The organism is Halosolutus halophilus, assembly GCF_022869805.1.
Lineage (GTDB): Archaea > Halobacteriota > Halobacteria > Halobacteriales > Natrialbaceae > Halosolutus > Halosolutus halophilus.
In genome coordinates this window covers 3335435-3357005 of sequence record NZ_CP094974.1, presented here as the reverse complement: position 1 = coordinate 3357005, position 21571 = coordinate 3335435, and the positions used below count along the sequence as shown (strand labels likewise).

The following is a 21571-nucleotide window of genomic DNA, read 5'->3' as shown; positions in this document are numbered from 1 at the left end:
TGGATATGTCCGGGTTTCGAGCAACAGTCGTCGTCACCGATCCCGCGGGGTGTCCGGTCGCCAGCGCGTCGGAGCGTGCCGACGAAACGATCGACTCCGTGACGCGGTCACGAACGGCCACGGACGGAACGGTCGTCGAGGAATTCAGCGTCGCCGCTGGGACGTCGGTCGCGACGGAGAACGACACAGAACTGACACCGGTGCAGGCGAACGATCGAGAAGAGGTCTACCGCTTCGAACGGGAGAGCGCGGCCGACTGTGCGTGTGAACGCGTCGAGCGCATGGGAACGCCGATCTCGTCGGTCCGAGCCCAGGACGGCTCGTTGCTGCTCACCTTCCGGACGCTCGAACTCGAGGAGGTCGCTGCCATCGTCGACGACCTCCGGGAGTACTTCGACGGCGTGCTGGTCGAGGAACTCACCCAGGACCACGAGGAGTCGACGGCCGATCCGGTCGTCGTCGATCGGGATCGACTCACGGACCGCCAGCGCGAGATCGTCGAGACGGCCCACGAAATGGGGTACTTCGAGTACCCGAAAGGGGCAAACGCGACCGACGTCGCCGAGGAACTCGGCGTCGCGAGATCGACGTTTACCGAACACCTGGCCGCCGCTCAGACGAAGCTGTTGAACGCAATCTTGGAAAAATAATCATCACGAACGAATTCCGGTTGACGTACGTCCACCTACCCACCCGGATTCCCCCATCAGTCATCCGTGCGAACGAAAGTAAACGAAGACATCGTACGTGTTCGGCCCTGACAGCGGACAAACGACAATACTTTTCCATCGGGGTACGAAATCCCCACTATGGCTGACGACCTCAAGAAAGGGCTGGAGGGTGTCCTGGTCGCAGAGTCGGAACTCAGCTCGATCGACGGCGACGAAGGTCGGCTGATCTACCGCGGATACACGATCGAGGACCTCGCGCGCGGTGCGAGCTACGAGGAAGTCGTGTACCTGCTCTGGCACGGACACCTCCCGGACGAGGCGGAACTCGCGGAGTTCACCGAGTCGATCAACGAGGAACGCGAGGTCCACGAGGACGTCCTCGCGACGATGGAACGCCTCGCTGAGGCCGACGAGCGGCCGATGGCCGCCCTCCGGACGGCGGTCTCGATGTTCTCGGCCTACGAACCCGAGGACGACGTCGAACCCGACGATCTAGACGCGACGCGACGGAAGGGACGGCGCATCACCGCCAAGATCCCGACCGCGCTCGCGGCCTTCGAGCGGTATCGACTGGGCGAAGACCCGATCGATCCACATCCCGACCTCGGACTCGCCGCGAACTTCCTCTACATGCTGACCGGCGAAGAACCGGACGACGTCGCCGCCGAGACGTTCGATCAGGCGCTGATCCTGCACGCGGATCACGGACTGAACGCGTCGACGTTCACCTCGATGGTCATCGGCTCGACGATGGCCGACATCTACAGCGCGGTCACCGGCGGGATCAGCGCCCTTTCCGGCCCGCTGCACGGCGGTGCCAATCAGGACGTCATGGAAGTGCTCATCGAGATCGACGAGAGCAACCTCGACCACCGCGAGTGGGTCGAGCAGGCGACCGAGGAGGGGCGGCGCATTCCCGGCTTCGGCCACCGCGTCTACAACGTCAAGGACCCCCGCGCGAAGATCCTCCAGGAGCGAAGCGAGGAACTCGCCGAAAACGGCGAGGACAAGTGGTACAACTACACCACGACCATCGAACAGTTCCTCACGGAGGAGAAGGGGCTCGTAGAGAAGGGGATCGCCCCGAACGTCGACTTCTACTCCGGGTCGGTCTACTATCAACTGGGCATCCCGATCGACATGTACACGCCCATCTTCGCGATGAGCCGCGTCGGCGGCTGGGTCGGTCACGTCCTCGAATACCAGGAGGAGAACCGTCTGATCCGCCCGCGTGCGCGGTACATCGGGCCCCAGGATCAGGAGTTCGTCCCGCTCGAAGAGCGGTAGGCCACGACTGACGCGGACTCGGACTCGTTTTTGCGCGTCTCACGTCGACGAGTGGCGACGCCATCGACGCGGCGAGTCGATCGACGATCGACCGACGCGACGCCGTGTCAAAGACGTCTCGTGGATCGTCAGCTGAGTTCCCGGACGATCAGCGAGACGCCGGTCAGGGAGGCGAGCAGGACGACGAGGTTGAACGCGGCGCGCATCAGCGGCTGGTGTCTGGGCTCGATCCAGAGATCGATCGCGTCGGCCACGCTGCCGTAGAACTGGACGAGCGCGAACAGCGCGAGCACCGAGCAGACTCCGAGCGCGCCCCACGCGAGATAGCGCCGGACCGTCGACGACTGGAGATCGACTCCGTCGTCGGGTTCGGGCTGCGGGCGATCGGCAGGCGATTCGTCGTCGGGATCGATCGTCGAGTCGGCTGTCGGATTACTCATTGGTTGACCTCCGTGCGAGTGCGATGGTTGCAAGCAGTGCCACTGCGGCGACGGCGACGCCGAAGCCGGCGGTTCCGTCGGCGCTGTCGGCCCCGTCGTCGTGATCGGCGCCCTCCACCTCGTCCTCCTCGTCGAACGACTCGGCATCCCCTTCGCTGGTCTCGAATTCTTTCGAGGTCCCGTTTTCGTCGAACTCGGCCGTGTCGAGGTCGCCGCCGTCCGTCGCGTTCGGACGGAGATCGGCGCCGGCCCGATCGGTCGCGACGATGGTGCCGTCGAGCCAGAGGATTCCGTCGAGGTGGTAGGCGTACTCGCCGGGGATCTCGAGGGTGGTCGTGGGCGAGACCGTCTCGCCGGGTTCGACGCCCGAGAGGTCGACCGTGGCCGAGTCGGCGACGATGTTCGAGTCCGCCTGTCGGGCTTTCAGTTCGAGTTCGAGGCCGTCAGCGGTACGGTCACCCGCGTTTGTGAGATAACTCTCGACCGCGAGTTCGACCCGGTCGCCCGTCGACGACTCGACCTCGTACTCGATCGCGGGGACGTCGGCGAGTGCACCGGTGTAGCTGTGGAACTCGAGTCCGGTGTCGGCGTAGGCGGGTGTCAGCGAATCGACGCCGGAGACGCGGTGGCTTACCGACTCCGTTCGCGTCCCGTCGGTGTAGACGATCGTCTCGATCCGGTGGGTTCCTTCCCGGGGGACGTCGACGGTTCCCGAGACGACCTCTTCGGACTCGCTCTCCAGTCCCCCGACCTCGCGTTCGGTGACGTCGACCACGAGGTTGGTGTCGGTGTCCGTCGTCCGGTGGACAACCGTGACGTTCTCGACGGCCGGACCCTCGTGTTGGAGGTAGGTATCGACCGCCAGCGTGGCCGTCTCGCCGGACACCTCGTCGGCGGCGATCGTCACTTCGAGCAGCGATGCGGTTCCGGCGCGATCGATCGCGGCACCCGTATCCGGAGCGCTTGGATCGCTGACTGCACCGGAGAGGGCGAGGGTCGTGAGGGCCGCGACGGCGACGACGAGCGCGGCGACCATCAGGGCGGACTCCCGATTCATGTCAGAGAAACTGATGTAGTTGTATAAGTGTTTTGTGTGGTCGGGACGAAAACACGTTCGAGCCCTGGACGGAGGCGACGACCATGTACGTCTTCGTGTACGGAACGCTGACGGATCCCGCGCAGGTCGAGCACGTTCTCGGCCCCGGAGACGAAACCGAGGGCGAGACGGCGTGGGAATTCACGGACTCAGCGACCCTCGACGGATTCCACCGCGTCGACGGTCGGTACCCTACGCTGGCCCCCGGTGGAAACGTCGACGGGCGACTGCTCGCCGTCGACGAGGCCGGACTCGATCGCCTCGATCGCTACGAGGGCGTCGATCGAGGGCTCTACGTGCGCGTCGCCGTCCCGCGGAGCGAGACGACCGGGACGGCCTGGACCTACGTCGGCGATCCCGATCGGCTGAGCGTCGACGTCGAGTGGCCCGGCGATGGGTCGCTGGTGGATCGGGTCCAACGGTATATCTCGACGTCGGAAATTGTGGTAGAAAGTAACGAATGACGATCGTCTGTCCAGCGTCTGACGCCGGAGATTCTCCCGTCGCCCTCGTGCGGTATCACTTTCGGTCCGCCTCCATGACCTTTATATGGTACCGGGCCCCGTCTACACTCGCACGTCACACGCCGTGCAATCCCTGTATTCCCTGTCGTGCTGCCACCGGCAGCACGTCCCTGTTGGGGGGACGACGGCTGTGCGGACCGCCCGCGACGGCCGCACCCCGACAGTAACTCTTACAACACGCGCCGAGTAGTCGGGCGTATGCTCGGACTCTCGGATATTCTCGAGGCACGCGATCGCGTCCGCGAGACCTCGCGGCACACCCCGCTCGAACACTCCCACACCTACTCCGCGATGACCGGTGCCGACGTCCGTCTGAAACTGGAGAACTTCCAGCGGACCGGCGCGTTCAAGATCCGCGGCGCGACGAACCGGATCGCGACGCTATCGGACGCCGAGAAGGAGGCCGGCGTCGTCACCGCCAGCGCGGGCAACCACGCCCAGGGCGTCGCGCTCGCGGCGACCCGCGTGGGCGTCGACGCGAAGATCGTCATGCCCGAACACGCGCCGATCTCGAAGGTCAAGGCGACGCGCAACTACGGCGCGGAGGTCGTCCTCGCCGGCGCCGACTACAACGAGGCCGCCCAGCGGGCCCACGAGATCGAACGCGAGGAAGACCGGACCTACGTCCACGCGTTCGACGACGAGTACGTCATGGCCGGCCAGGGCACGATCGGCCTCGAGATCGTCGAGGACTGTCCCGAAGTCGATACGGTCGTGGTACCGATCGGCGGCGGCGGACTCATCAGCGGGATCGCGACCGCAGTGAAGGAACGGAAACCCGACACCCGCGTCATCGGCGTCCAGGCCGAGGGCGCGTCGAGCGTCGCGACGTCCCTCGAAAAGGGCGAACGCGTCTCCCTCGACGGCGTCGACACGATCGCCGACGGGATCGCGACCCGCAGCGTCGGTGAGAAGACCTTCCCGATCATTCGGGACCGGGTCGACGAAGTCGTCACCGTCTCCGATCCGGAGATCGCGGTCGCGCTGGTCTACCTGCTCGAGCGATCGAAGACCCTCGTCGAGGGCGCGGGCGCGGTCCCGCTGGCCGCACTCCTCTTCGAGAAGTTCGACTTCGAGGACGACGAGACGATCGTCCCCGCCCTCTGTGGCGGGAACATCGACCTCAACACGCTCACGAACGTCATCGTCCGCGGACTGGTCGAGACGGGCCGATATCTCAAGATCCGCACCGTGTTGAAAGATCAGCCGGGCGCGCTCGAAGACCTGCTCGAGATCTTCACCGCCCACCGGGCGAACATCTACGCGATCCACCACGATCGGACCTCCCGGGACGTCGAGATGAGCGACACCGAGGTCGAGATCGAACTCGAGATGCGCGGCCCCGATCACGTCGACGCCTTCCTCTCGGACATGCGGGACGCGGGCTACGAGGTCGACGTGCTCGTCTGAGCGGCGTCCTCGAACACTTCGCCTGCTTTTATGCCCCACCGCCGAGACCACTCGATCGTGAAACGAATCATCGAAACCGACGACGCACCCGCCGCGGTCGGCGCGTACAGTCAGGCGACGACCGACGACTCGCTGCTGTTCACCGCCGGACAGATCCCCATGACCGCCGACGGGGACCTGCTCGACGACGACCCGATCGATCGTCAGACCGAACAGGCCCTCTACAACCTCGACGCCATCCTCGACGAGGCGGGCGCGTCCGCCGAGGACATCCTCAAAGTGACCGTCTTCCTCGACGACATCGACGACTTCGAGACGATGAACGAGGCCTACGCGAACTACTTCGACGACGAACCGCCGGCCCGGAGCGCCGTCGAAGTCGCCGCCCTTCCGAAGGGCGTCGGCGTCGAGATCGAGGCCGTCGCGTCGATCGAGTGAGCCTGCGTGACCACGGATCGTACCGCGACCGAGTCCGAACGCGCCCTCACGGCCCGGCGGAAATCCGCACTCCTGTGGGGTGCCGTCGGCGCGCTGACCTTCCTCGTCCTCCTCCAGGGGTACGCCCTGGTCGTCGACCCGCTCGTGACGATCTCCCAGGGGGTCGGGATCGCCGCGCTGGTCGGGATCGGGGCCACGATCGGGGCGTACGTCCTCGAGGACTCGATCGCGGCGTGGGCCCGCGATCGGGCCGAAGAGTGAGGCCGTCTCGTAACAGTTAAACGACGGACGTGGTTAGGACGAGGTGAGCCAGGATGGCCGAACGGTAAGGCGCACGCCTGGAAAGCGTGTTCCCTTTCGGGATTCTGGGTTCAAATCCCAGTCCTGGCGTTTTTCGACATTTCATAACCGGTAGCGGCCGGTATTCGTGAATTCGGGTGCGGTCGAGACGCCGCGTCGCGACGAACGGAGCACACGGACGCGATTCCGATCGGGCTAGCGGATTAGTCCCGGTGTTCTGCGGCCGTCGTGAGCCCTCGGGAAGCAGTACATTCCGACCCCAGTCCGAGCAGCGATCGACGCGAGCGAGAACGAGCGCCAGCGGTCCGTTCCACTACTGCTCGATCTCCGCGGGGGTATCGGTCTTGATCCACCGGTCAGGATCGTCCGGGTCCCGCAACTCGAGTAACCCGCTCTGACACACCACGAGTTCGTAGCGATCGGTCATCCTGGATCGTGACCCCGACGAGGACTCCATCCCGATCGGGTATCGTAACGAGTGGCCTACCAGCCTCAAAACGGGGAGTAGACGCTCCATAACCGGTTTCGGAGGGAACGGGAGAGGGGACGACGAGGGCCGTGGACGAACAGCGATTAGTACCGGCCGCCCGTTCGGACGTGTATGTGCGGCCGGTACACGCTGATCGTCGATCGAGACGACCTCGAAGACCGATTCGACGCGGCAGTTAGGGGGTCGTTTCGGCCGCGGTACAATATGGCGCCCGGCCAGGAGTTGCCGGTGATCACGGGCGACGAACCCGACGTCGTCCAGTACCTCGAGTGGGGACTCGTCCCGTCGTGGGCCGACGACGATCGCGACGGCCTGATCAACGCGCGGGCGGAGACGATCGACGAGAAGCCGAGTTTTCGGGACGCCTACGAGCGACGCAGATGTCTGGTCCCTGCCGACGGCTTCTACGAGTGGGTCGAGACGGAGTCGGGAAAACAGCCCTACCGTGTCGCCTTCGAGGACGATCGCCCGTTCGCGATGGCGGGGCTGTGGGGGCGCTGGGAGCCGGAGACGACACAGACCGGGCTCGACGCGTTCGGCGGTGGCGTCGAGGACGAGACGGACGAGGGCGGGGCGCTGGAGACGTTCACGATCGTCACCACCGAACCGAACGACCTGGTCGCGGATCTGCACCACCGGATGGCGGTCGTCCTCCCTCGCGATCGCGAGCGAGCGTGGTTGACGGCGACCGATCCGCGGGACCTCCTCGAGCCGTATCCGGCCGACGAGCTACGGGCGTATCCGGTCTCGACTGCGGTCAACGATCCGTCGATCGACGAGCCCTCGCTGATCGAGCCGATCGAGATCGAGTGATCGAGCCGACGGCGTCGATCGCCGGAGCCTACAGCCCCTCGCGCCCGCCCTGCGAGAGGAGCACGAGCATCGAGAGTCCGGAGACGGCGAGCAGGAGGAACGCCGGAATCGCGGTGTACTGGAAGTAGGCGGCTTCCTGGGCTCGCCAGATGATCGTCACGAGGGTTTCGAACCCGCTCGGACGGAGGATCAGGGTCACCGGAAGCTCTTTCATGGTCGTCAGGAACACGAGCGCGGCGCCAGCGGTCACGCCCGGCGTGACGAGCGGGAGCGTGATCTTCCGGAAGGTCCGCAGCGGCGTCTCGCCGAGCGTCCGCGCGGCTTCGACCAGTTGCGGATCGACCTGGAGCGTGGTCGTCCGGATCGAGCCGACGGCCTGGGGCATGAAGCGGACGACGTACGCGAACACGAGCAGCGGAAGCGTCTGGTAGAGCGCGGGGGCGTAGGCGAGGTCGAGCGAGTCGTAGCCCGTCGCGAAGTAGACGAGCGCGAGCCCCAGGACGATCCCCGGCACGGCGAAGCCGACGTACGTCGCTCGCTCGAACACCACCGCCACCAGCGACTCGTATCGCGCCGCGAAGTACGCGACCGGCAACGCCGCGAGGACGGCGACGATCGCGGCCGCCGTGGCGACCAGCACCGAGTTCAGCGCGTAGCTGAATTCGAACGCCAGCGTCTGTCGCGCGTACGGATCGGCGGTGACCATCCAGAGCCCGAGGATCCAGATCGGGACGGCGAGCGCGAGGGTCGTGACCGCCGCAGGGAACGCCGCCGCCGGCCAGCGCCAGACGCCCAGCGAGACCACGGGTTCGTGTGATCCCTCCGCACCGTCGCCCCGGATCGTTCGATCGGGCCGCACCCACCACTCGAGGGCCAGCACGACGAGGACGATCGCGAGCAACTGCAGGGAGAGCAACGACGCGTAGTCCAGTCCGCCGTTGTTGTACTCGACGAAGATCTGTCGCGTGAACACCGGGAACTGCATGATCGCCGGGGTCCCGAAGTCCGAGACGCCGTACAGCGCCGCGAGCAGGGCACCCGCGACGATCGCCGGGCGGATCTGCGGGAGCGTCACCCGGCGGAACGCGTCCCACTCGTCGTGGTTGAGCGTTCGAGCGGCATCGAGCAGCGTCGTGTCGAACGACAGCAGGGCCGCGCGGGTCGTGAGGTAGACGTAGGGATAGGTGTAGAGCGTGATAACCAGCGTCGTACCGGGGAGCCCGTAGATCTCCGGCAACTGTTCGATCCCGAACGGCTGGAGGATCGACTGGAACTCGCCTCGCGGGCCGAACGCGGAGACGAACGCGAACGCCCCGATGTAGCTCGGGACCACGAGCGGCAACGCGACGACGATCGACCAGAAGCGTCGGAACGGGAGATCCGTCTGGACGGTCAGCCACGCCAGTGGCACGCCGATCAGCACCGACAGGACGGTCACCGACGCCATCAGCAGGAGGCTGTTGGTGATGATGTCCACCGTCTCCGGGCGGACGAGCATCTCCCGGGCACGGGCGGGGTCCACCCGTCTCGCCTCGAAGAGCAGCCAGGTCAGCGGAAGGATCATGCTCGCGGCGATCGCGCCGGACAACAGCGCCAGCCCGAGCGGCACGTCGTCGGCTGCGTCGAACCGCCGAAGCGGAGCAAGCGATTTCATGTATCTCGAGTTGTCGACTCTCGGTCCGTGAACGGCAAGTGTCGATCGGTTCGTCCCGGAATCCGGTACCGCGATCGCCGAACGCTGCGCCACCGTTACGGGTCCGTATTTCGACGGACTCGTTCCAACGGGTATAAGGTTTAGGTTTGCCTAATCCGCGATATGGAGTTGACCAGGCGAGACGCGACCGCCGCGCTGGCCGCGCTCGGTGCCGGCGGCGCGGCCGCGGTCGGCCTCCGTCGGTCCCGTCGATCGGCGGATGCGCCCACGGTCGACGACGGGCAGGTCCGCGAAACGCTGGTCGCCGTCGCCGAAGTCGTCTACCCCGACGCGGTGACCGGGACGGCGACGTTCGTCGAGGCGTTCCTCGAGGGACGACTGGACGACCCCGGACACGCTCGGGGACTGCGCGAGGCGGTCGCCGACCTCGAACGGCTGTCGGCGGAGTGGTACGGCGACGCCGTCGCCGATCTCTCCGCGGCCGATCGCGACTCGCTGTTGCGCGAGGTCGGGTCGGACACCGCCGACGAGGATCCCGACGGCACGACCGCCGAGCGGGTGCGCTACTACGTCGTCAACGAACTCCTGCTGGCGCTGTACGCGTCGCCGACGGGCGGCGAACTGGTCGGCATCGAGAACCCACAGGGCCACGCCGGCGGGGTCGACACCTACCAGCGGGGGCCGGAGCCGTGAGCGCCGATCGGCCGCCCGCCGAGAGCGCGGGTCCGGCGGACGCGGAGAGCGACGCCGACGACGTCGATCGGACGCCGGTCGAAGACGCCGACGTCTGCGTCGTCGGTGCCGGGCCGGCCGGCGGACTGGTCGCCGATCGACTGGTCGCGGCCGGACTCGAGGTGGTGATCCTGGAGGCCGGGCCGCGGTTCGATCCCGGTGATCGCCTCGCGCGCCAGGAGCGGGCGATCCGGCCCGCCTACGATCGCCCGGCCGTCTGGGACGGCGACCCGGAGCGTGACGCCCACTCGGCGAGCGGCGACTGGTTCTACCCGCTGAACCACACCCGTGTCAAGGGCGTCGGCGGGTCGACGCTGCACTGGCAGGGGATGGTAATGCGCCTCCACGAGGACGACTTCGAGTCCCGGAGCGCCCGCGGAGTCGGAACGGATTGGCCGATCGACTACGAGGATCTCCGACCGTACTACGCCGAGGCGGAACGGGAACTGGGCGTGGCGGGGGCCGACGACAACCCCTTCGCGCCGCCCCGCCAGAACCCCCATCCGATGCCCGCCTTCCCGCCCTCCTACAGCGACGGGCTGTTCGCGGAGGCCTGCGAGGAACTCGAGATCGCGATGCACTCGGTGCCGAACGCGCGCAACTCGGAGAGCTACGACGGTCGAAGCGCCTGCGTCGGTTACGGGACCTGTCAGCCGGTCTGCCCCTCCGGCGCGAAGTACGACGCGACCGTCCACGTCGAGCGCGCCGAGGGGCGGGGCGCGACGGTGATCGATCGCGCGCCCGTCCAGCGTCTCGAGCACGGGCCCGACGCGATCGAGGCGGCCGTCTACGCCACCCCGGACGATCAGGAGCACCGCCAGGAAGCCGACGCCTTCGTGATCGCCTGTGGCGGCGTCGAGACCCCGCGGCTCCTGTTACTGTCGGATTCGAGCCACTACCCCGACGGGCTGGCTAACTCGAGCGGTCTCGTCGGCCAGTTCTTCATGGACCACCTGTTCGCGGGGATGGGCGGCACGCTCGAGGAACCGACGCGCCAGAATCACGTGGGTTTCCTGACCAGCGAGTGCCACCAGTTCTACGACGACGCCGACGCGGAGGTCGGCCCGTTCAAACTCGAGTTCTTCAACTACGCCGGCCCCTCGCCGGTCGAGACGGCACTCACCGGCGACGACTGGGGCGACGATCTCCTCGATCGGCTTCGCGGGGAGTACGGCACCCACGTGGGCCTGGGCGCGCTCGTCGAGCAACTCCCCCGCGAGGACAGCTACGTCGCGCTCGATCCCGATCGGACAGACGACCGCGGCAATCCCGTCCCCGACGTCCACTGGACCGTCGGCGATCGGGCGCTGCGGACGATCGAACGGGCGAACGAGGTCCAGGAGCGGATCCTCGAGGAACTCGGCGCGGAGATCACCTGGCGAGCGGGCCCCGACGACACCGGGCCGGCGTACCACCACATGGGAACGACCCGGATGGGGTCGGACCAGGAGGAGAGCGTCGTCGGCCCGGGTCTCCGGACGCACGACCTCGAGAACTGCTGGATCGCCTCCAGCAGCGTCTTCCCGACCGCCGGCGCGATGAACCCGACGCTGACGATCGCCGCGCTCGCGCTGAAGGCCGCGGATCACGTTCTCGACGCGCTCTGATCGTCACACTCGTCGTTTTAGGCGAACCTAAAATATAAGTGCGCCGGGCAGAGAGTACCGTCAATGAGTCGCGCAGACGGGCGCGTCGGAGACGACGCGGACGACACGGAGACCACGACGGGGGGCCAGGACGCCGACGGGGACGCCTACACCTTCGAGGACGTCAGCGTCGTGATGGGAACGTACGACGAGGAGGAAGCGATCGGCACGGTGCTCTCGGACATCGAAGCGATCACCGACGGGAAGGCGGAGGTCGTCTGCGTCGACGGCTCCTCGGACCGCACGCCGGAGATCGCCCGCGAACACGGGGCGACGGTCGTCACGCAGCGACCCCAGGGATACGGCGTCGCGGTCCGCGCGGCGATCCTCGAACCGGACCGACCGATCGTCGTCACGACCGACTGCGACGACACCTATCCGATGGAACAGCTCCCGGAGTTCCTCGAGTTGATCAACGATGGTTACGACGTCGTCAGCGGCGATCGTCTCTACCACGGCGCGGAGGCGATGCCCGCCTTCAACCGATTCGGCAACCACGCCTTCGCCGCCATCGCGAGCGTCCTGATGGGCACCCGGGTGCACGACACGACGACCGGGATGCGCGCGTACCGCCGCGACGTGGTCGAGTCGATCGAGTGGACCGAGAACACCGGCCTCTCCGCGGAACTCCTCATTCGGCCGCTGATGCGGGGCTACGACGTCCGCGAGCGCCCGATCGAGTACCGCGAACGCGCCGGCGAGACCAAACTTGACCCCGTACAGGGCGGCGCCGCCATCGCGAAGTCGATCGTCAAAGTCTGTCTCGAGGAGCGGTTCCGGTGAGCCCCTAGAAGCGGACGCTGCGAGTGAGGACGAACACCAGCAGCGCCATCAGCAGCGAGCCGAGCATCGTCTCGACCCCGGCGATCGCCCGCGCCCAGCTTCCGACCGGCTGGATGTCACCGTACCCGAGCGTGGCGAAGGTGATAACGCTGAAGTAGAGGCTCTTGAAGAAGGCCCGGAGAAGGACCCCGCCGGGCGTCTCGGTCGGATCCTCGACCCGGTAGGTCACGGCGGTGTCGGCCCCCACCTCCTGGATACCGCCCGTGAGCGGGAACAGGCCCGCACAGAAGAGGATCAAGAGGATCGACGCCGTCACGACCCGCCAGGGACTCGTCCCGTAGCGCATGATCCAGCGGGAGCCGGCGAATTTGAGCGCGACCAGATAGTTCCTGACACGCCACGCCTGTCGCCGCCGCAGGTCCATCTCCCGAACGTAGTAGTCGATAGCGCGCTCGGAAAACGCGTTTTCCTCGTAGAGGCGCTGGAGTTCCCGGTAGACCCACCGTGCGGATTCGGCCCGTTCGGTGATCTCGTCCGTGGACGGTTCCCCGGAGAGTTCGTCCTCGTAGACCGGCCGCTCGTCGAACGCCGTCTCGAGGTTGAGTCGGACGTCGGTCAGCCCCGCGCGGTAGAGTCTCGCACCGCGGAAATCGGCACTGCGGAGGTCGGCGAAGACGAACACCGCGTCGTGGAGGTTCGCGTCCCGAAAGGAAGTCCCGTGAGCGTCGACGTCCCGGAACGTCGCCCGACGGAGGTCGGTCTCGGAGAGATCGGCGCGGTCCAGCGTCGCACCCGTGAAGTCGGCGTCGACGAGCGAGCAGTCGGCCAGAACGTCCGACCCGCTCAGCGGCGCCTGACGCAAGTTCGCGCCGTCGAGTCGTTCGCCCGCTTTCGGACGATTTTGCTCGTAGGCCGGCGCCGGAACCGTGCTGTCCGTGTGCCAGATGCACCGATCGGTCTCGCGCCACACGGATCGCCAGCAACAGACTGATCCCTTGTCGCCGATACCGCTGATGTTCGCGACGTGGCCGCAGCGATCGTCGGACATACGGTTCGTACCGGCAGCCGATTCCTAACGGTGGTGCCTGAACTGTGCGACGAGTGGCCGAGAACGCACGATTCGTCTTCCGTGTCGCACATTACCCTCGCGGCTCGAGCCGCGTCTCGAACGATTCCCACTCGCGGTGGGTGTCCGGGCGGTCGGGAAGATAGGTTCCCTCGCGATCGCAGTCCGTGACCAGCGCACAGCTCGTCCGCTCGGGCGGCCAGACGACCCTGATCCCGTCGTCGGTCGCCCGGACGGGCGCTGCCTGCCGGTACGTGAACGTCGCGCCGTCGAACTGGACCAGCGTGATCTCCAGTACGACTTCGTCGGTCGGGTCGAGCGGGATCGTCGCGTTCTCGGTGGCCGCCAGCCGTGCTGTGGCGGTGCTCTCGTCGGCACCGGATTCGAGCGCCCACTCGACCGCGATCGAGTTCCCCGGATCGTCGATCCGGGAGGTGGCCGTCGCGCCGCTCTCGTTTTCGAGGCGAACTACCGCTCGATCGACCCGATCGGGAACGCCGACGACCGTCTCGCCCGCGAGCGACTCGCCCTGGCGAATCGACAGCGGTTCGAGTTTCGGCACGACGGGATCGTCGGGAACGGCCGTCCACTCGCCGCGATACGTGTAGCGGTAGTACTCGCGGTCGGAGTAGGCGTCGAGCACCGCGAAGTCCCGTTCTGGCGGGCCGTCCAGCGCGTAGACCACCGCACCGTCGAGATCGGGGTCGTTCCGCAGCGACTGGAACGGGTGATTTTGCCACTGGCCGTACGGCGTCGGCTGGAACACGAGCGCGTTCTCGAGGTCGCGCTCCTCGAACGGCTCGTAGGCCGACTCGAACCGATCGGTGTGGGCCGCGTTGCGCTCGATCGGCGCGGAGAGGAGAGCGACGGTGGCCACGCCGACGACGAGCGTGCTCGCTACCAGCGCCGCGAGGACGACGCTACGGACCGTGCGGGGCGAGCGCGACGCGGCGAACCGATCGCGAATCGCCCCGTCGCGGAGTCGCCGCCAGCCGGCCACGAGGCCGAATCCAGCGAAGATCGACAGGGGGACGAGCACGTCGAAGTGATAGAAGGGGCCGAACCTGGAGACGAGCCCAGTCGTGGGATCGGTCATCCCCGCGAGCACGTTGAAGTTCCCCCAGAACGCGAGGTTGCCGAGCGGAACGGTCACCAGCAGGCCGGCGAGAAGGAGCCCCGCCGTCCGACCGTCCGACGAATCGACGGACGCCGAATCGGCGGAGGGGGCGCTCCCGCGCCACCGATCGAGCGGGACGGGCTGCCACCGCCACAGCGCGAGACCGAGTCCCGCGAGCGCGGCGATCGACCCGATCGGGCCCGCGGTGAACCAGCGCGTCGTGAGGTACCAGAGGGCGTAGCCGTTGGTCTCGAGGGCCAGCGCCGGCGTGTACTCGATCGAGTGATCGAGGATTTCGCGGGTCCCGAAGCCGGGTCCGTCACGCGGTGCGAACGCCTCGTAGGGGAACACCAGCGGCGAGCCTGTGATCCGGGCGTTGTACGCGAGCGTGACGCCGACGAACGCCAGTCCGACGGCGGCGGTCAGCGCGTTCCGCCGGGCCGGATTCGGGAGCGATCGGAGCCTTCGCGGCCGTCCCTCGGCGCGTCGCACCGACCGCAGGATCGACCAGCACGCGTGACAGATGAACGGCGCGGCGAACAGGACGGCGGTGTACGGACGGGCGAAGAAGGCGAGGCCGATCGCAACGCCCGCGAGGACGGCGTCGCGAAGGCGGCCGTCACGGTCGCCGCGGAGGTACGCGACGGCGAATACCAGATTCAGGAGCGTCGTCGGCGCGTACGGCAGGAACACCGACGACGTGAGCAGGGCCATCGGCGAAGCGGCGAAGACGGCCGCGGCGACGGCGCCGACCCGTCGATCGAACACCATCGAACCGAGGACGTAGGTCAGCGCAGCGTTGCCGGCCGCGACGGCCGCCAGCGTCACGCGCGGCTCGTCGAAAAACGCCATCGACACGGCGTACATCGCGGCCGGAACGGGCGAGTACTTCGGGTAGAGTCGGCCTCCGTCCTCGACGAAGAACCACGGTCGGAACGCGCCGGCGAGATCGCCCGCGTGGAGTTCGAGTTGCCCCTCGAGGAGCATGGCCGCCTGCAGCAGGTAGACGGCCTCGTCGTCGTTACTGGAGTGGTACGGAAACAGTTCCGTTGCGAGCGCGAACACGGCGAGTCCCGCGAGGACGGCGATACAGAGCGCGTAGAGGGGGTCACGATCGGCGCCGTCGCGGACGCGGCCGTGCAGGATCGAGCGAGCGCGGCCCGCGAGCCCGCGAACGGCGGCGAGGCGAGTCGCGACGGACGACGACGAGGAGAGCCAACGGCGGGGATCGGGAATCACGGAGTGACGAGAGTGGGTGACTGACCAGGGTGCTGTGACCGTTCGCGGGCGCTCAGGTGTTGATACCGACCTCGCGCATGAGGTCGATCGTCGGCTGACGGTCCGACAGCCGGGACAGATCGAGGTCCGGGACGTCCAGTTCGTCAATCGTCGGCAGGTCGCCGACCGGCTCCACGCCCGGGATCAGCGGGTACTCGAACGTCGAGGTGGCGAAGTACTCCTGGGCCTGCGAGGAGAGCAGGTGGCGGACGAAGTTCTCCGCGAGGTCCGGATCGTCCGCCGCGTCGGTGACGGCAGCACCGGCGACGTCGAAGATCGACCCCGCGTCGCCCTCGGTGAACGAAGTTGCGATCGGCGCGTCGTCTGACCCGTCGCGGACCCGCTGGACGTAGTAGTGGTTCGTGAAGCCGGCGTCGATCTCGCCGTTGGCGATCGCCTCGCAGACCGCGTACTCGTCGTTGTAGTCGGTGATACCCGAGTCGACGACGCCTTCGAGCCACTCGCGGGTGGCGTCTTCGCCCTCGAGGAGTCGCATCGCGGTGACGAAGGACTGGCAGGAACCGTAGGATGGCGCCCAGCCGAGATCGCCGTCGAAGTCCGTCGCGTAGGCGTCGATGCTGTCGGGCATGTCGTCCTCGGAGAGCGCGTCCGTGTTGTACGGGATCGCCCGCGCGCGACCCGAGGTTCCGATCCACTGGTCGGTCCGGAACTCCGAGCGGACCATCTCCAGGAGGTCGTCGGAGAGCGTGCTCGCCCGTCCGTTGTCGGCGAGATCACCGAGTGCGGCCGCATCGACCGTGTAGAAGACGTCCGCCGGCGTTCCCGATCCTTCCTCGCGGATCTGGTTGACGAGGTCCGACGAGTCGCCGTAGCGGGGGTCGATCGAGAAGTCGTCGTAGTACTCCTCTAAGTCGTCGACGAGGCTACCGACGAGGAACTCGCTGCGCCCGGAGTAGACGGTGAGTTCCCCCTCGAGATCCGGTAACTCCTCGACCGGCGTACCGCCGGGTTCCGGCCGACCCGCGCGGCCGGAACCGATCTGGCCGAAGACGTTCTCGCCGTCGTCGTCTTCGCTGCCGATCAGGCCGAGGCAACCGGCCGTTCCTGCCGTACCGAGTGCGGCCGAACCGGCGAGGAATGCCCGGCGGCCCACCGAACCGTCGTGTCGCGTCATATCTTTTAGGCTCGCCTAAACTAACTTATAACCGTCGATTCCGCCGCACGGGACGTCGGCCGATCGAGCGCGTAGAGGCAGTCCAGCCAGTCGAGCATGTACTCGCCGACGTGGTTGAAGAACGCGCCGTTGGTGTACTCGGACCAGTCCCCGCGTGCGAGTTCGCTCCCCATCGCCTCGAAGACGGCAGCGTAGGAGTCCGCGTCGACGCCCACGTCGTCGGACGGCGACGCCGTCCGACCGTCACGTGGAACTTCCGGTTCCACGTCGTCGACGACGCGCCAGAGGTGTTCGTTGAGTTCGAGCCCCGGCACTTCGTTGTTGAGATCGTCGAACGTGCTGCGCGGGGCTTTGTTGTGTTCACACAGCGGCGCTCCGTTGTAGATCCGCTTGCCGAGTACGTCGCAGGCCCGCTTGAGGAAGACGCCGCTCCAGATGTCGTCGAAGCGGCCGACGTTCCACTCGTTGTCGTCCATCGGCAGCTGGTAGAACGCGGGGATCACTTCGCGGCGGAACGCGAGGTTCATCGAGCAGACGGTGAGGTAGTTGCCCCGCGCGGCGACGAAGTCCTCGCCGAAGTCCTCCCGAGTCGTCCGGGTCTGGGCCTGCCCCTCGAGGTCGCCGTCCATGAGAATACGGACGGCATCGAGGTCCGGGACGTTGGTCCACAGCCCCTGCGAGGCGACGACCTCGCCGGACGCGATCGCGGTCGTGTCCGTCTCGATCGTTTCGTCCATCGCCGAGTAGGGGTACCCTCGGGGATAGAGTCCGTGTTCGTCGGCGTTCTGGTAGAGGACGTTCACCCACCGCTCGTCCGAGGAGACCGCCTCGATCTCGCCCTCGAACGCGAGATTTTGCATGTGCGTGCCGAAGAAGTCCACGTCCTCGTGGGGCAGCGTGTCGTCGTCGATGAAGAAGCCGTAGTCGAACTCGTCGTGGGCCCACATGTAGAGCAACCCGAAACTCGTCTCGGCGTGACTCGCCGCCGGGACGACGTGGCCGTACCCCGCGACGCCGTGGTCGACGTACCACTCCTCGCGGCGCGTTCCGTCGAAAACCTCGCCGGAGACGCCCTCCTCCGCGAGCATCGCTTCCATCTCCCCGGTTTCGCAGAAATCCTCCGTGACGAGCACGACGTGGAGTCGCGAGAGGTCGAACCCGTGCTCGCGGGCGTTCTCGAAGTACGAACGCAGGCACTCGTACTCCCGTATCGTCGGCACGATAACGCAGATGTCCTGACTCATTGCCGCCCTATTTTTTAGGTGAACCTAAAAAGTTGCCGGTCTCCGCCGATCGGCTCGATCGGGACTCCTCGGCGGCGGACGATAGGGAAACGCCCAGCGACGCGACCGCGCCGGTGCCGCCGACCAGCGTCACCGCGTTCTTCAGGGCGTGATCGACGAGTGCGGCCGCCAGCGCCGTGCTCGCGCCGACGGGAGTGAGGCCGACGACGAGGGCCGTAAACGCCGCTTCGTAGAGGCCGATCCCGCCCTGGGAGAGCGGCAGGACCTTCGCGAGGTTCCCGACGCTGACCGCGAGGGTGCCGACCGCCAGCAGCGTGCCGGTGGGCAAGCCGCTATCGAGCGCCGCGAGGACGAGCACCGCTGTGAGCACGTCCAGCGTCCACACGGCCAGGCTCGCGCCGCCGATCGCGACGAGCGCCCGCGGCTGGCGGGCGACGATCTGGACGTCCGCCACGAACTGGAGGGCGGCCTCGAGCGCCCCTTCGAGCCGCGGCTCGCCGCGGATTCGCGCTCGGAGCCGCCCGCCGTACCCGTAGTTGGATCGGGCCGACGTCACGACGACGGCCCCGACCCCGAGGGTCGCAGCGCTCACGATCGCCGCGGCGACGAACGCGGTTCGCGCGCCGCCGGTCTCCGCGACGATCTGGAGCGGGCCGGTGTCCCCACCGATCGCCAGCCACCCCATCGCGACGCCGGCGAGGACGGCGATCGACGCCAGGTCGAAGACCCGCTCGACAGTCAGCGAGGCAAATCCCGACGCGTAGGGGACGTCCCGGTAGGTATTGACGACGGACGCGCGTACCGCGTCGCCCGCCCGCGCCGGGATCGCGAGGTTGGCCGTCTGGCTGACGAAGACGGCCAGCGTGAGAAACGTCGTCCCGGCCGGGTGGCCGATCGATCCGAGGATCGACCCGTAGCGACGACCCCGGACCGGCCACGAGACGGCGTAGACGGCGATCGCGGCGACCAGCACGAGCGGGTCGGCCGTCGCGACCTCCGCTGTGACCGCGCGGACGTCGAGTTCTCGCACAGCGACGGCCAGGCCGAGGACCACGAGCACCGTGCCCGCGATCGTCACCCGGCGTCGGGTCAGCGTCGCTGCGATGCCGCCGTTCGTCGCCCCATTTCCGTCGACCTCTCCCGACGTCGCCCCATCTCCGTCGGCGTCTCCCGTTCCCGACCCGTCCCCCCTCTCCCGCACGGCAGACTGCTCGCCGTCGATCCGCGGGGACCCCCGCTCGCCGCTCATGCTCGAAGGCTGCGACCCCAGATATTTAAGCCCACCTAAAACTCCACGGAATCGGGACTTCGGTGACTCTCGGAGGAATTTTCACCCGGAAAACCGATCGCTGTCGACGGACGACGAGGCAGTGAGATCGCCGTCGACGGTCGACCAGGCGATGGCGACGATTTCGGTCACGCCGGCGTCGGGAGCCGATCGATCGGCGGACTCGCGTCCTCTCGCGTGCCGCCGGCCGTTCCGGATCCGCGAGCCAGTCCGCAGACATATAAAAGCACCGTGTGGACGATCGACACGATGCGAACACCGAACGTCGCGTCTCGGATCGGACGCCGACGATCGTTCCGCACTGGTGCGGTTTTCGACGACCGATCGCCGAGCCACGCCCGATCGGATCGAGTCGAGCATCGGAACATTTATTTGGAACCACAAACAATCACTCGCTCGACTATGAGCCAGCGAATGCAGCAGGGACAGCCGATGATCGTAATGAGCGAGGACTCCCAGCGCGTCAAGGACAAGGACGCGCAGGACTACAACATCAGTGCCGCGCGTGCGGTCGCTGAAGCCGTCCGCTCCACGCTCGGCCCGAAAGGGATGGACAAGATGCTCGTCGACTCGATGGGGTCGGTCACCATCACCAACGACGGCGTCACCATCCTTCAGGAGATGGACATCGACAACCCGACGGCCGAGATGATCATCGAGGTCGCCGAGACCCAGGAAGACGAGGCCGGTGACGGCACCACGACGGCCGTCGCGATCGCCGGCGAACTCCTCAAGAACGCCGAGGACCTCCTCGAGCAGGACATCCACCCGACGGCGATCATCAAGGGCTTCCACCTCGCCAGCGAGCAGGCCCGCGAGGAGATCGACGACATCGCCGAGGTCGTCGACTCCGAGGACGAGGACCTCCTGCGCTCGGTCGCCGAGACCTCGATGACCGGCAAGGGCACCGAGGTCAACAAGGAGTACCTCGCGGAACTCATCGTCGAGGCCATCCGTCAGGTCACCGTCGAGGACGAGGAGGGCGAGAACGTCGTCGACCTCGAGTTCCTCAACATCGAGACCCAGACCGGTCGCAGCGCCGGCGAATCCGACCTCCTCGAGGGCGGCATCGTGGACAAGGACCCCGTCCACGACAACATGCCCACCGCGGCCGAGGACGCCGACATTCTGCTGCTGAACTCCGCGATCGAGGTCGAAGAGACCGACGTCGACACCGAAGTCTCCGTGACGGATCCGGACCAGCTCCAGAAGTTCCTCGACCGCGAGGAACAGCAGCTTCGCGAGAAGGTCGACAAGATCGCCGATCTCGGCGCGGACGTCGTCTTCTGCCAGAAAGGCATCGACGACCTCGCCCAGCACTACCTCGCCAAGGAGGGCGTCCTCGCCGTCCGCCGCGCCAAGAAGTCCGACCTCGAGTTCCTGAAGGAGGTCGTCGGCGCGAACATCGTCTCCGACCTCGAGGGCGCGACCGAGGACGACCTCGGCTTCGGTGACGTCACCCGCGACGAGGAGGACGAACTGTTCTACGTCGAGGGCGAGGACGCCCACGGCGTCACCCTCCTGCTGCGCGGCTCGACCGACCACGTCGTCGACGAACTCGAGCGCGGCGTCAACGACGCGCTCGACGTCGTCGCCCAGACCGTCTCCGACGGCCGCGTCCTCGCCGGCGGCGGTGCGATCGAGGTCGAACTCGCCTCGCGCCTGCGCGACTACGCCGACTCCGTCTCCGGCCGCGAGCAGCTGGCCGTCGAGGCCTTCGCCGACTCGCTCGAACTCGTCCCGCGCGTGCTCGCCGAGAACGCCGGCCTCGACTCGATCGATACGCTCGTCGACCTGCGTGCGGCCCACGACGAGAACGACGTGACGGCCGGCCTGAACGTCTTCTCCGGCGACGTCGAGGACACCTACGAGGCCGGCGTCGTCGAACCGGCCCACGCCAAGGAGCAGGCCGTCACCTCCGCTGCCGAGGCCGCGAACCTCGTCCTCAAGATCGACGACATCATCTCCGCCGGCGACCTGTCGACGGACAAGGGCGACGACGAAGAAGGCGGCGCCCCCGGCGGCATGGGCGGCGGCATGGGTGGCGGCATGGGCGGCATGATGTAACGTCGGTTCCCTGACTGCTTCCCACTGCCGACCTCGCGCCACACTCGAACCGGCCGTCGATCGATCGCGATTCTTCCATTTTTCAGGTTGTC

Annotated in this window: 19 protein-coding genes and 1 tRNA gene; 12 read left to right on the top strand and 8 right to left on the bottom strand. The window is 67.2% G+C overall.

Features of this window, described 5'->3' with window-relative positions; translation table 11 throughout:
• The first annotated feature begins 5 nt into the window (after positions 1 to 5).
• Positions 6 to 650, top strand: a complete 645-nt coding sequence (locus MUG98_RS16535) for a helix-turn-helix domain-containing protein (RefSeq protein WP_265108531.1) — start codon at positions 6 to 8, stop codon at positions 648 to 650.
• A gap of 159 nt (positions 651 to 809) precedes the next feature.
• Positions 810 to 1958 carry a citrate synthase gene (citZ, locus tag MUG98_RS16530; RefSeq protein WP_265108530.1) on the top strand — a complete coding sequence of 383 codons (1149 nt, stop codon included), beginning with the start codon at positions 810 to 812 and terminating at the stop codon, positions 1956 to 1958.
• A gap of 128 nt (positions 1959 to 2086) precedes the next feature.
• Here citZ and MUG98_RS16525 read toward each other — a convergent pair whose 3' ends face one another.
• Positions 2087 to 2398 carry a DUF8060 family membrane protein gene (locus MUG98_RS16525; protein ID WP_265108529.1) on the bottom strand — a complete coding sequence of 104 codons (312 nt, stop codon included), beginning with the start codon at positions 2396 to 2398 and terminating at the stop codon, positions 2087 to 2089.
• Complete coding sequence (locus tag MUG98_RS16520) at positions 2391 to 3455, bottom strand: DUF7490 domain-containing protein (protein ID WP_265108528.1); 1065 nt, start codon at positions 3453 to 3455, stop codon at positions 2391 to 2393. The genes MUG98_RS16525 and MUG98_RS16520 overlap by 8 nt, the downstream gene beginning before the upstream one ends.
• A gap of 83 nt (positions 3456 to 3538) precedes the next feature.
• Between MUG98_RS16520 and MUG98_RS16515 the strand changes: the two genes are divergently transcribed.
• From MUG98_RS16515 to MUG98_RS16490, 6 genes are all read left to right on the top strand, one after another.
• Positions 3539 to 3958, top strand: a complete 420-nt coding sequence (locus MUG98_RS16515) for a gamma-glutamylcyclotransferase family protein (RefSeq protein ID WP_265108527.1) — start codon at positions 3539 to 3541, stop codon at positions 3956 to 3958.
• Positions 3959 to 4216: 258 nt separating this feature from the next.
• Positions 4217 to 5428: a threonine ammonia-lyase gene (gene ilvA / locus MUG98_RS16510; protein WP_265108526.1), complete on the top strand. Its 1212-nt coding sequence runs from the start codon at positions 4217 to 4219 to the stop codon at positions 5426 to 5428.
• Between the two features lie 57 nt (positions 5429 to 5485).
• Positions 5486 to 5866: a Rid family detoxifying hydrolase gene (locus tag MUG98_RS16505; RefSeq protein ID WP_265108525.1), complete on the top strand. Its 381-nt coding sequence runs from the start codon at positions 5486 to 5488 to the stop codon at positions 5864 to 5866.
• A 6-nt stretch (positions 5867 to 5872) separates the two neighbouring features.
• Complete coding sequence (locus tag MUG98_RS16500) at positions 5873 to 6127, top strand: DUF7981 family protein (RefSeq protein WP_265108524.1); 255 nt, start codon at positions 5873 to 5875, stop codon at positions 6125 to 6127.
• 47 nt (positions 6128 to 6174) lie between these two features.
• A tRNA-Ser gene (locus tag MUG98_RS16495) sits at positions 6175 to 6256 on the top strand.
• Between the two features lie 511 nt (positions 6257 to 6767).
• Entirely contained in the window at positions 6768 to 7469 is a 702-nt protein-coding gene (locus MUG98_RS16490; protein ID WP_265108523.1) for an SOS response-associated peptidase, read from the top strand.
• Positions 7470 to 7497: 28 nt separating this feature from the next.
• Here the strand turns inward: MUG98_RS16490 and MUG98_RS16485 are convergent, their stop codons facing one another.
• Positions 7498 to 9123 (bottom strand): ABC transporter permease, encoded by a 1626-nt coding sequence (locus MUG98_RS16485; protein WP_265108522.1) that lies wholly within the window; start codon positions 9121 to 9123, stop codon positions 7498 to 7500.
• Positions 9124 to 9285: 162 nt separating this feature from the next.
• Here MUG98_RS16485 and MUG98_RS16480 point away from each other — a divergent pair, with 162 nt between their 5' ends.
• The 3 genes from MUG98_RS16480 to MUG98_RS16470 all read left to right on the top strand — a co-directional run bounded on the left by MUG98_RS16480 (position 9286) and on the right by MUG98_RS16470 (position 12284).
• Positions 9286 to 9816 carry a gluconate 2-dehydrogenase subunit 3 family protein gene (locus tag MUG98_RS16480; protein WP_265108521.1) on the top strand — a complete coding sequence of 177 codons (531 nt, stop codon included), beginning with the start codon at positions 9286 to 9288 and terminating at the stop codon, positions 9814 to 9816.
• A complete protein-coding gene (locus tag MUG98_RS16475; RefSeq protein WP_265108520.1) occupies positions 9813 to 11462 on the top strand; it encodes a GMC family oxidoreductase in 1650 nt (549 codons plus the stop codon). Before MUG98_RS16480 ends, MUG98_RS16475 begins: the two co-directional genes overlap by 4 nt.
• 174 nt (positions 11463 to 11636) lie before the next feature.
• Positions 11637 to 12284: a dolichyl-phosphate hexose transferase gene (locus MUG98_RS16470; RefSeq protein WP_425601097.1), complete on the top strand. Its 648-nt coding sequence runs from the start codon at positions 11637 to 11639 to the stop codon at positions 12282 to 12284.
• A gap of 4 nt (positions 12285 to 12288) precedes the next feature.
• Here MUG98_RS16470 and MUG98_RS16465 read toward each other — a convergent pair whose 3' ends face one another.
• From MUG98_RS16465 to MUG98_RS16445, 5 genes are all read right to left on the bottom strand, one after another.
• The gene (locus tag MUG98_RS16465) at positions 12289 to 13332 is read right to left on the bottom strand and encodes a pentapeptide repeat-containing protein (protein ID WP_265108518.1); all 1044 of its coding nucleotides are present in this window, start codon (positions 13330 to 13332) and stop codon (positions 12289 to 12291) included.
• A gap of 91 nt (positions 13333 to 13423) precedes the next feature.
• Positions 13424 to 15610, bottom strand: a complete 2187-nt coding sequence (locus tag MUG98_RS16460; protein WP_345779802.1) for an ArnT family glycosyltransferase — start codon at positions 15608 to 15610, stop codon at positions 13424 to 13426.
• Positions 15611 to 15758: 148 nt separating this feature from the next.
• Positions 15759 to 16880 carry an iron ABC transporter substrate-binding protein gene (locus tag MUG98_RS16455; RefSeq protein ID WP_265108516.1) on the bottom strand — a complete coding sequence of 374 codons (1122 nt, stop codon included), beginning with the start codon at positions 16878 to 16880 and terminating at the stop codon, positions 15759 to 15761.
• A gap of 20 nt (positions 16881 to 16900) precedes the next feature.
• The gene (locus MUG98_RS16450) at positions 16901 to 18124 is read right to left on the bottom strand and encodes an alpha-1 4-glucan-protein synthase (protein ID WP_265108515.1); all 1224 of its coding nucleotides are present in this window, start codon (positions 18122 to 18124) and stop codon (positions 16901 to 16903) included.
• Between the two features lie 7 nt (positions 18125 to 18131).
• Complete coding sequence (locus MUG98_RS16445) at positions 18132 to 19325, bottom strand: lysylphosphatidylglycerol synthase transmembrane domain-containing protein (protein WP_265112479.1); 1194 nt, start codon at positions 19323 to 19325, stop codon at positions 18132 to 18134.
• Positions 19326 to 19814: 489 nt separating this feature from the next.
• On the opposite strand from MUG98_RS16445, the gene thsB reads away from it, so the two are divergent.
• The gene (gene thsB, locus MUG98_RS16440; protein ID WP_265108514.1) at positions 19815 to 21479 is read left to right on the top strand and encodes a thermosome subunit beta; all 1665 of its coding nucleotides are present in this window, start codon (positions 19815 to 19817) and stop codon (positions 21477 to 21479) included.
• Positions 21480 to 21571: the final 92 nt, after the last annotated feature.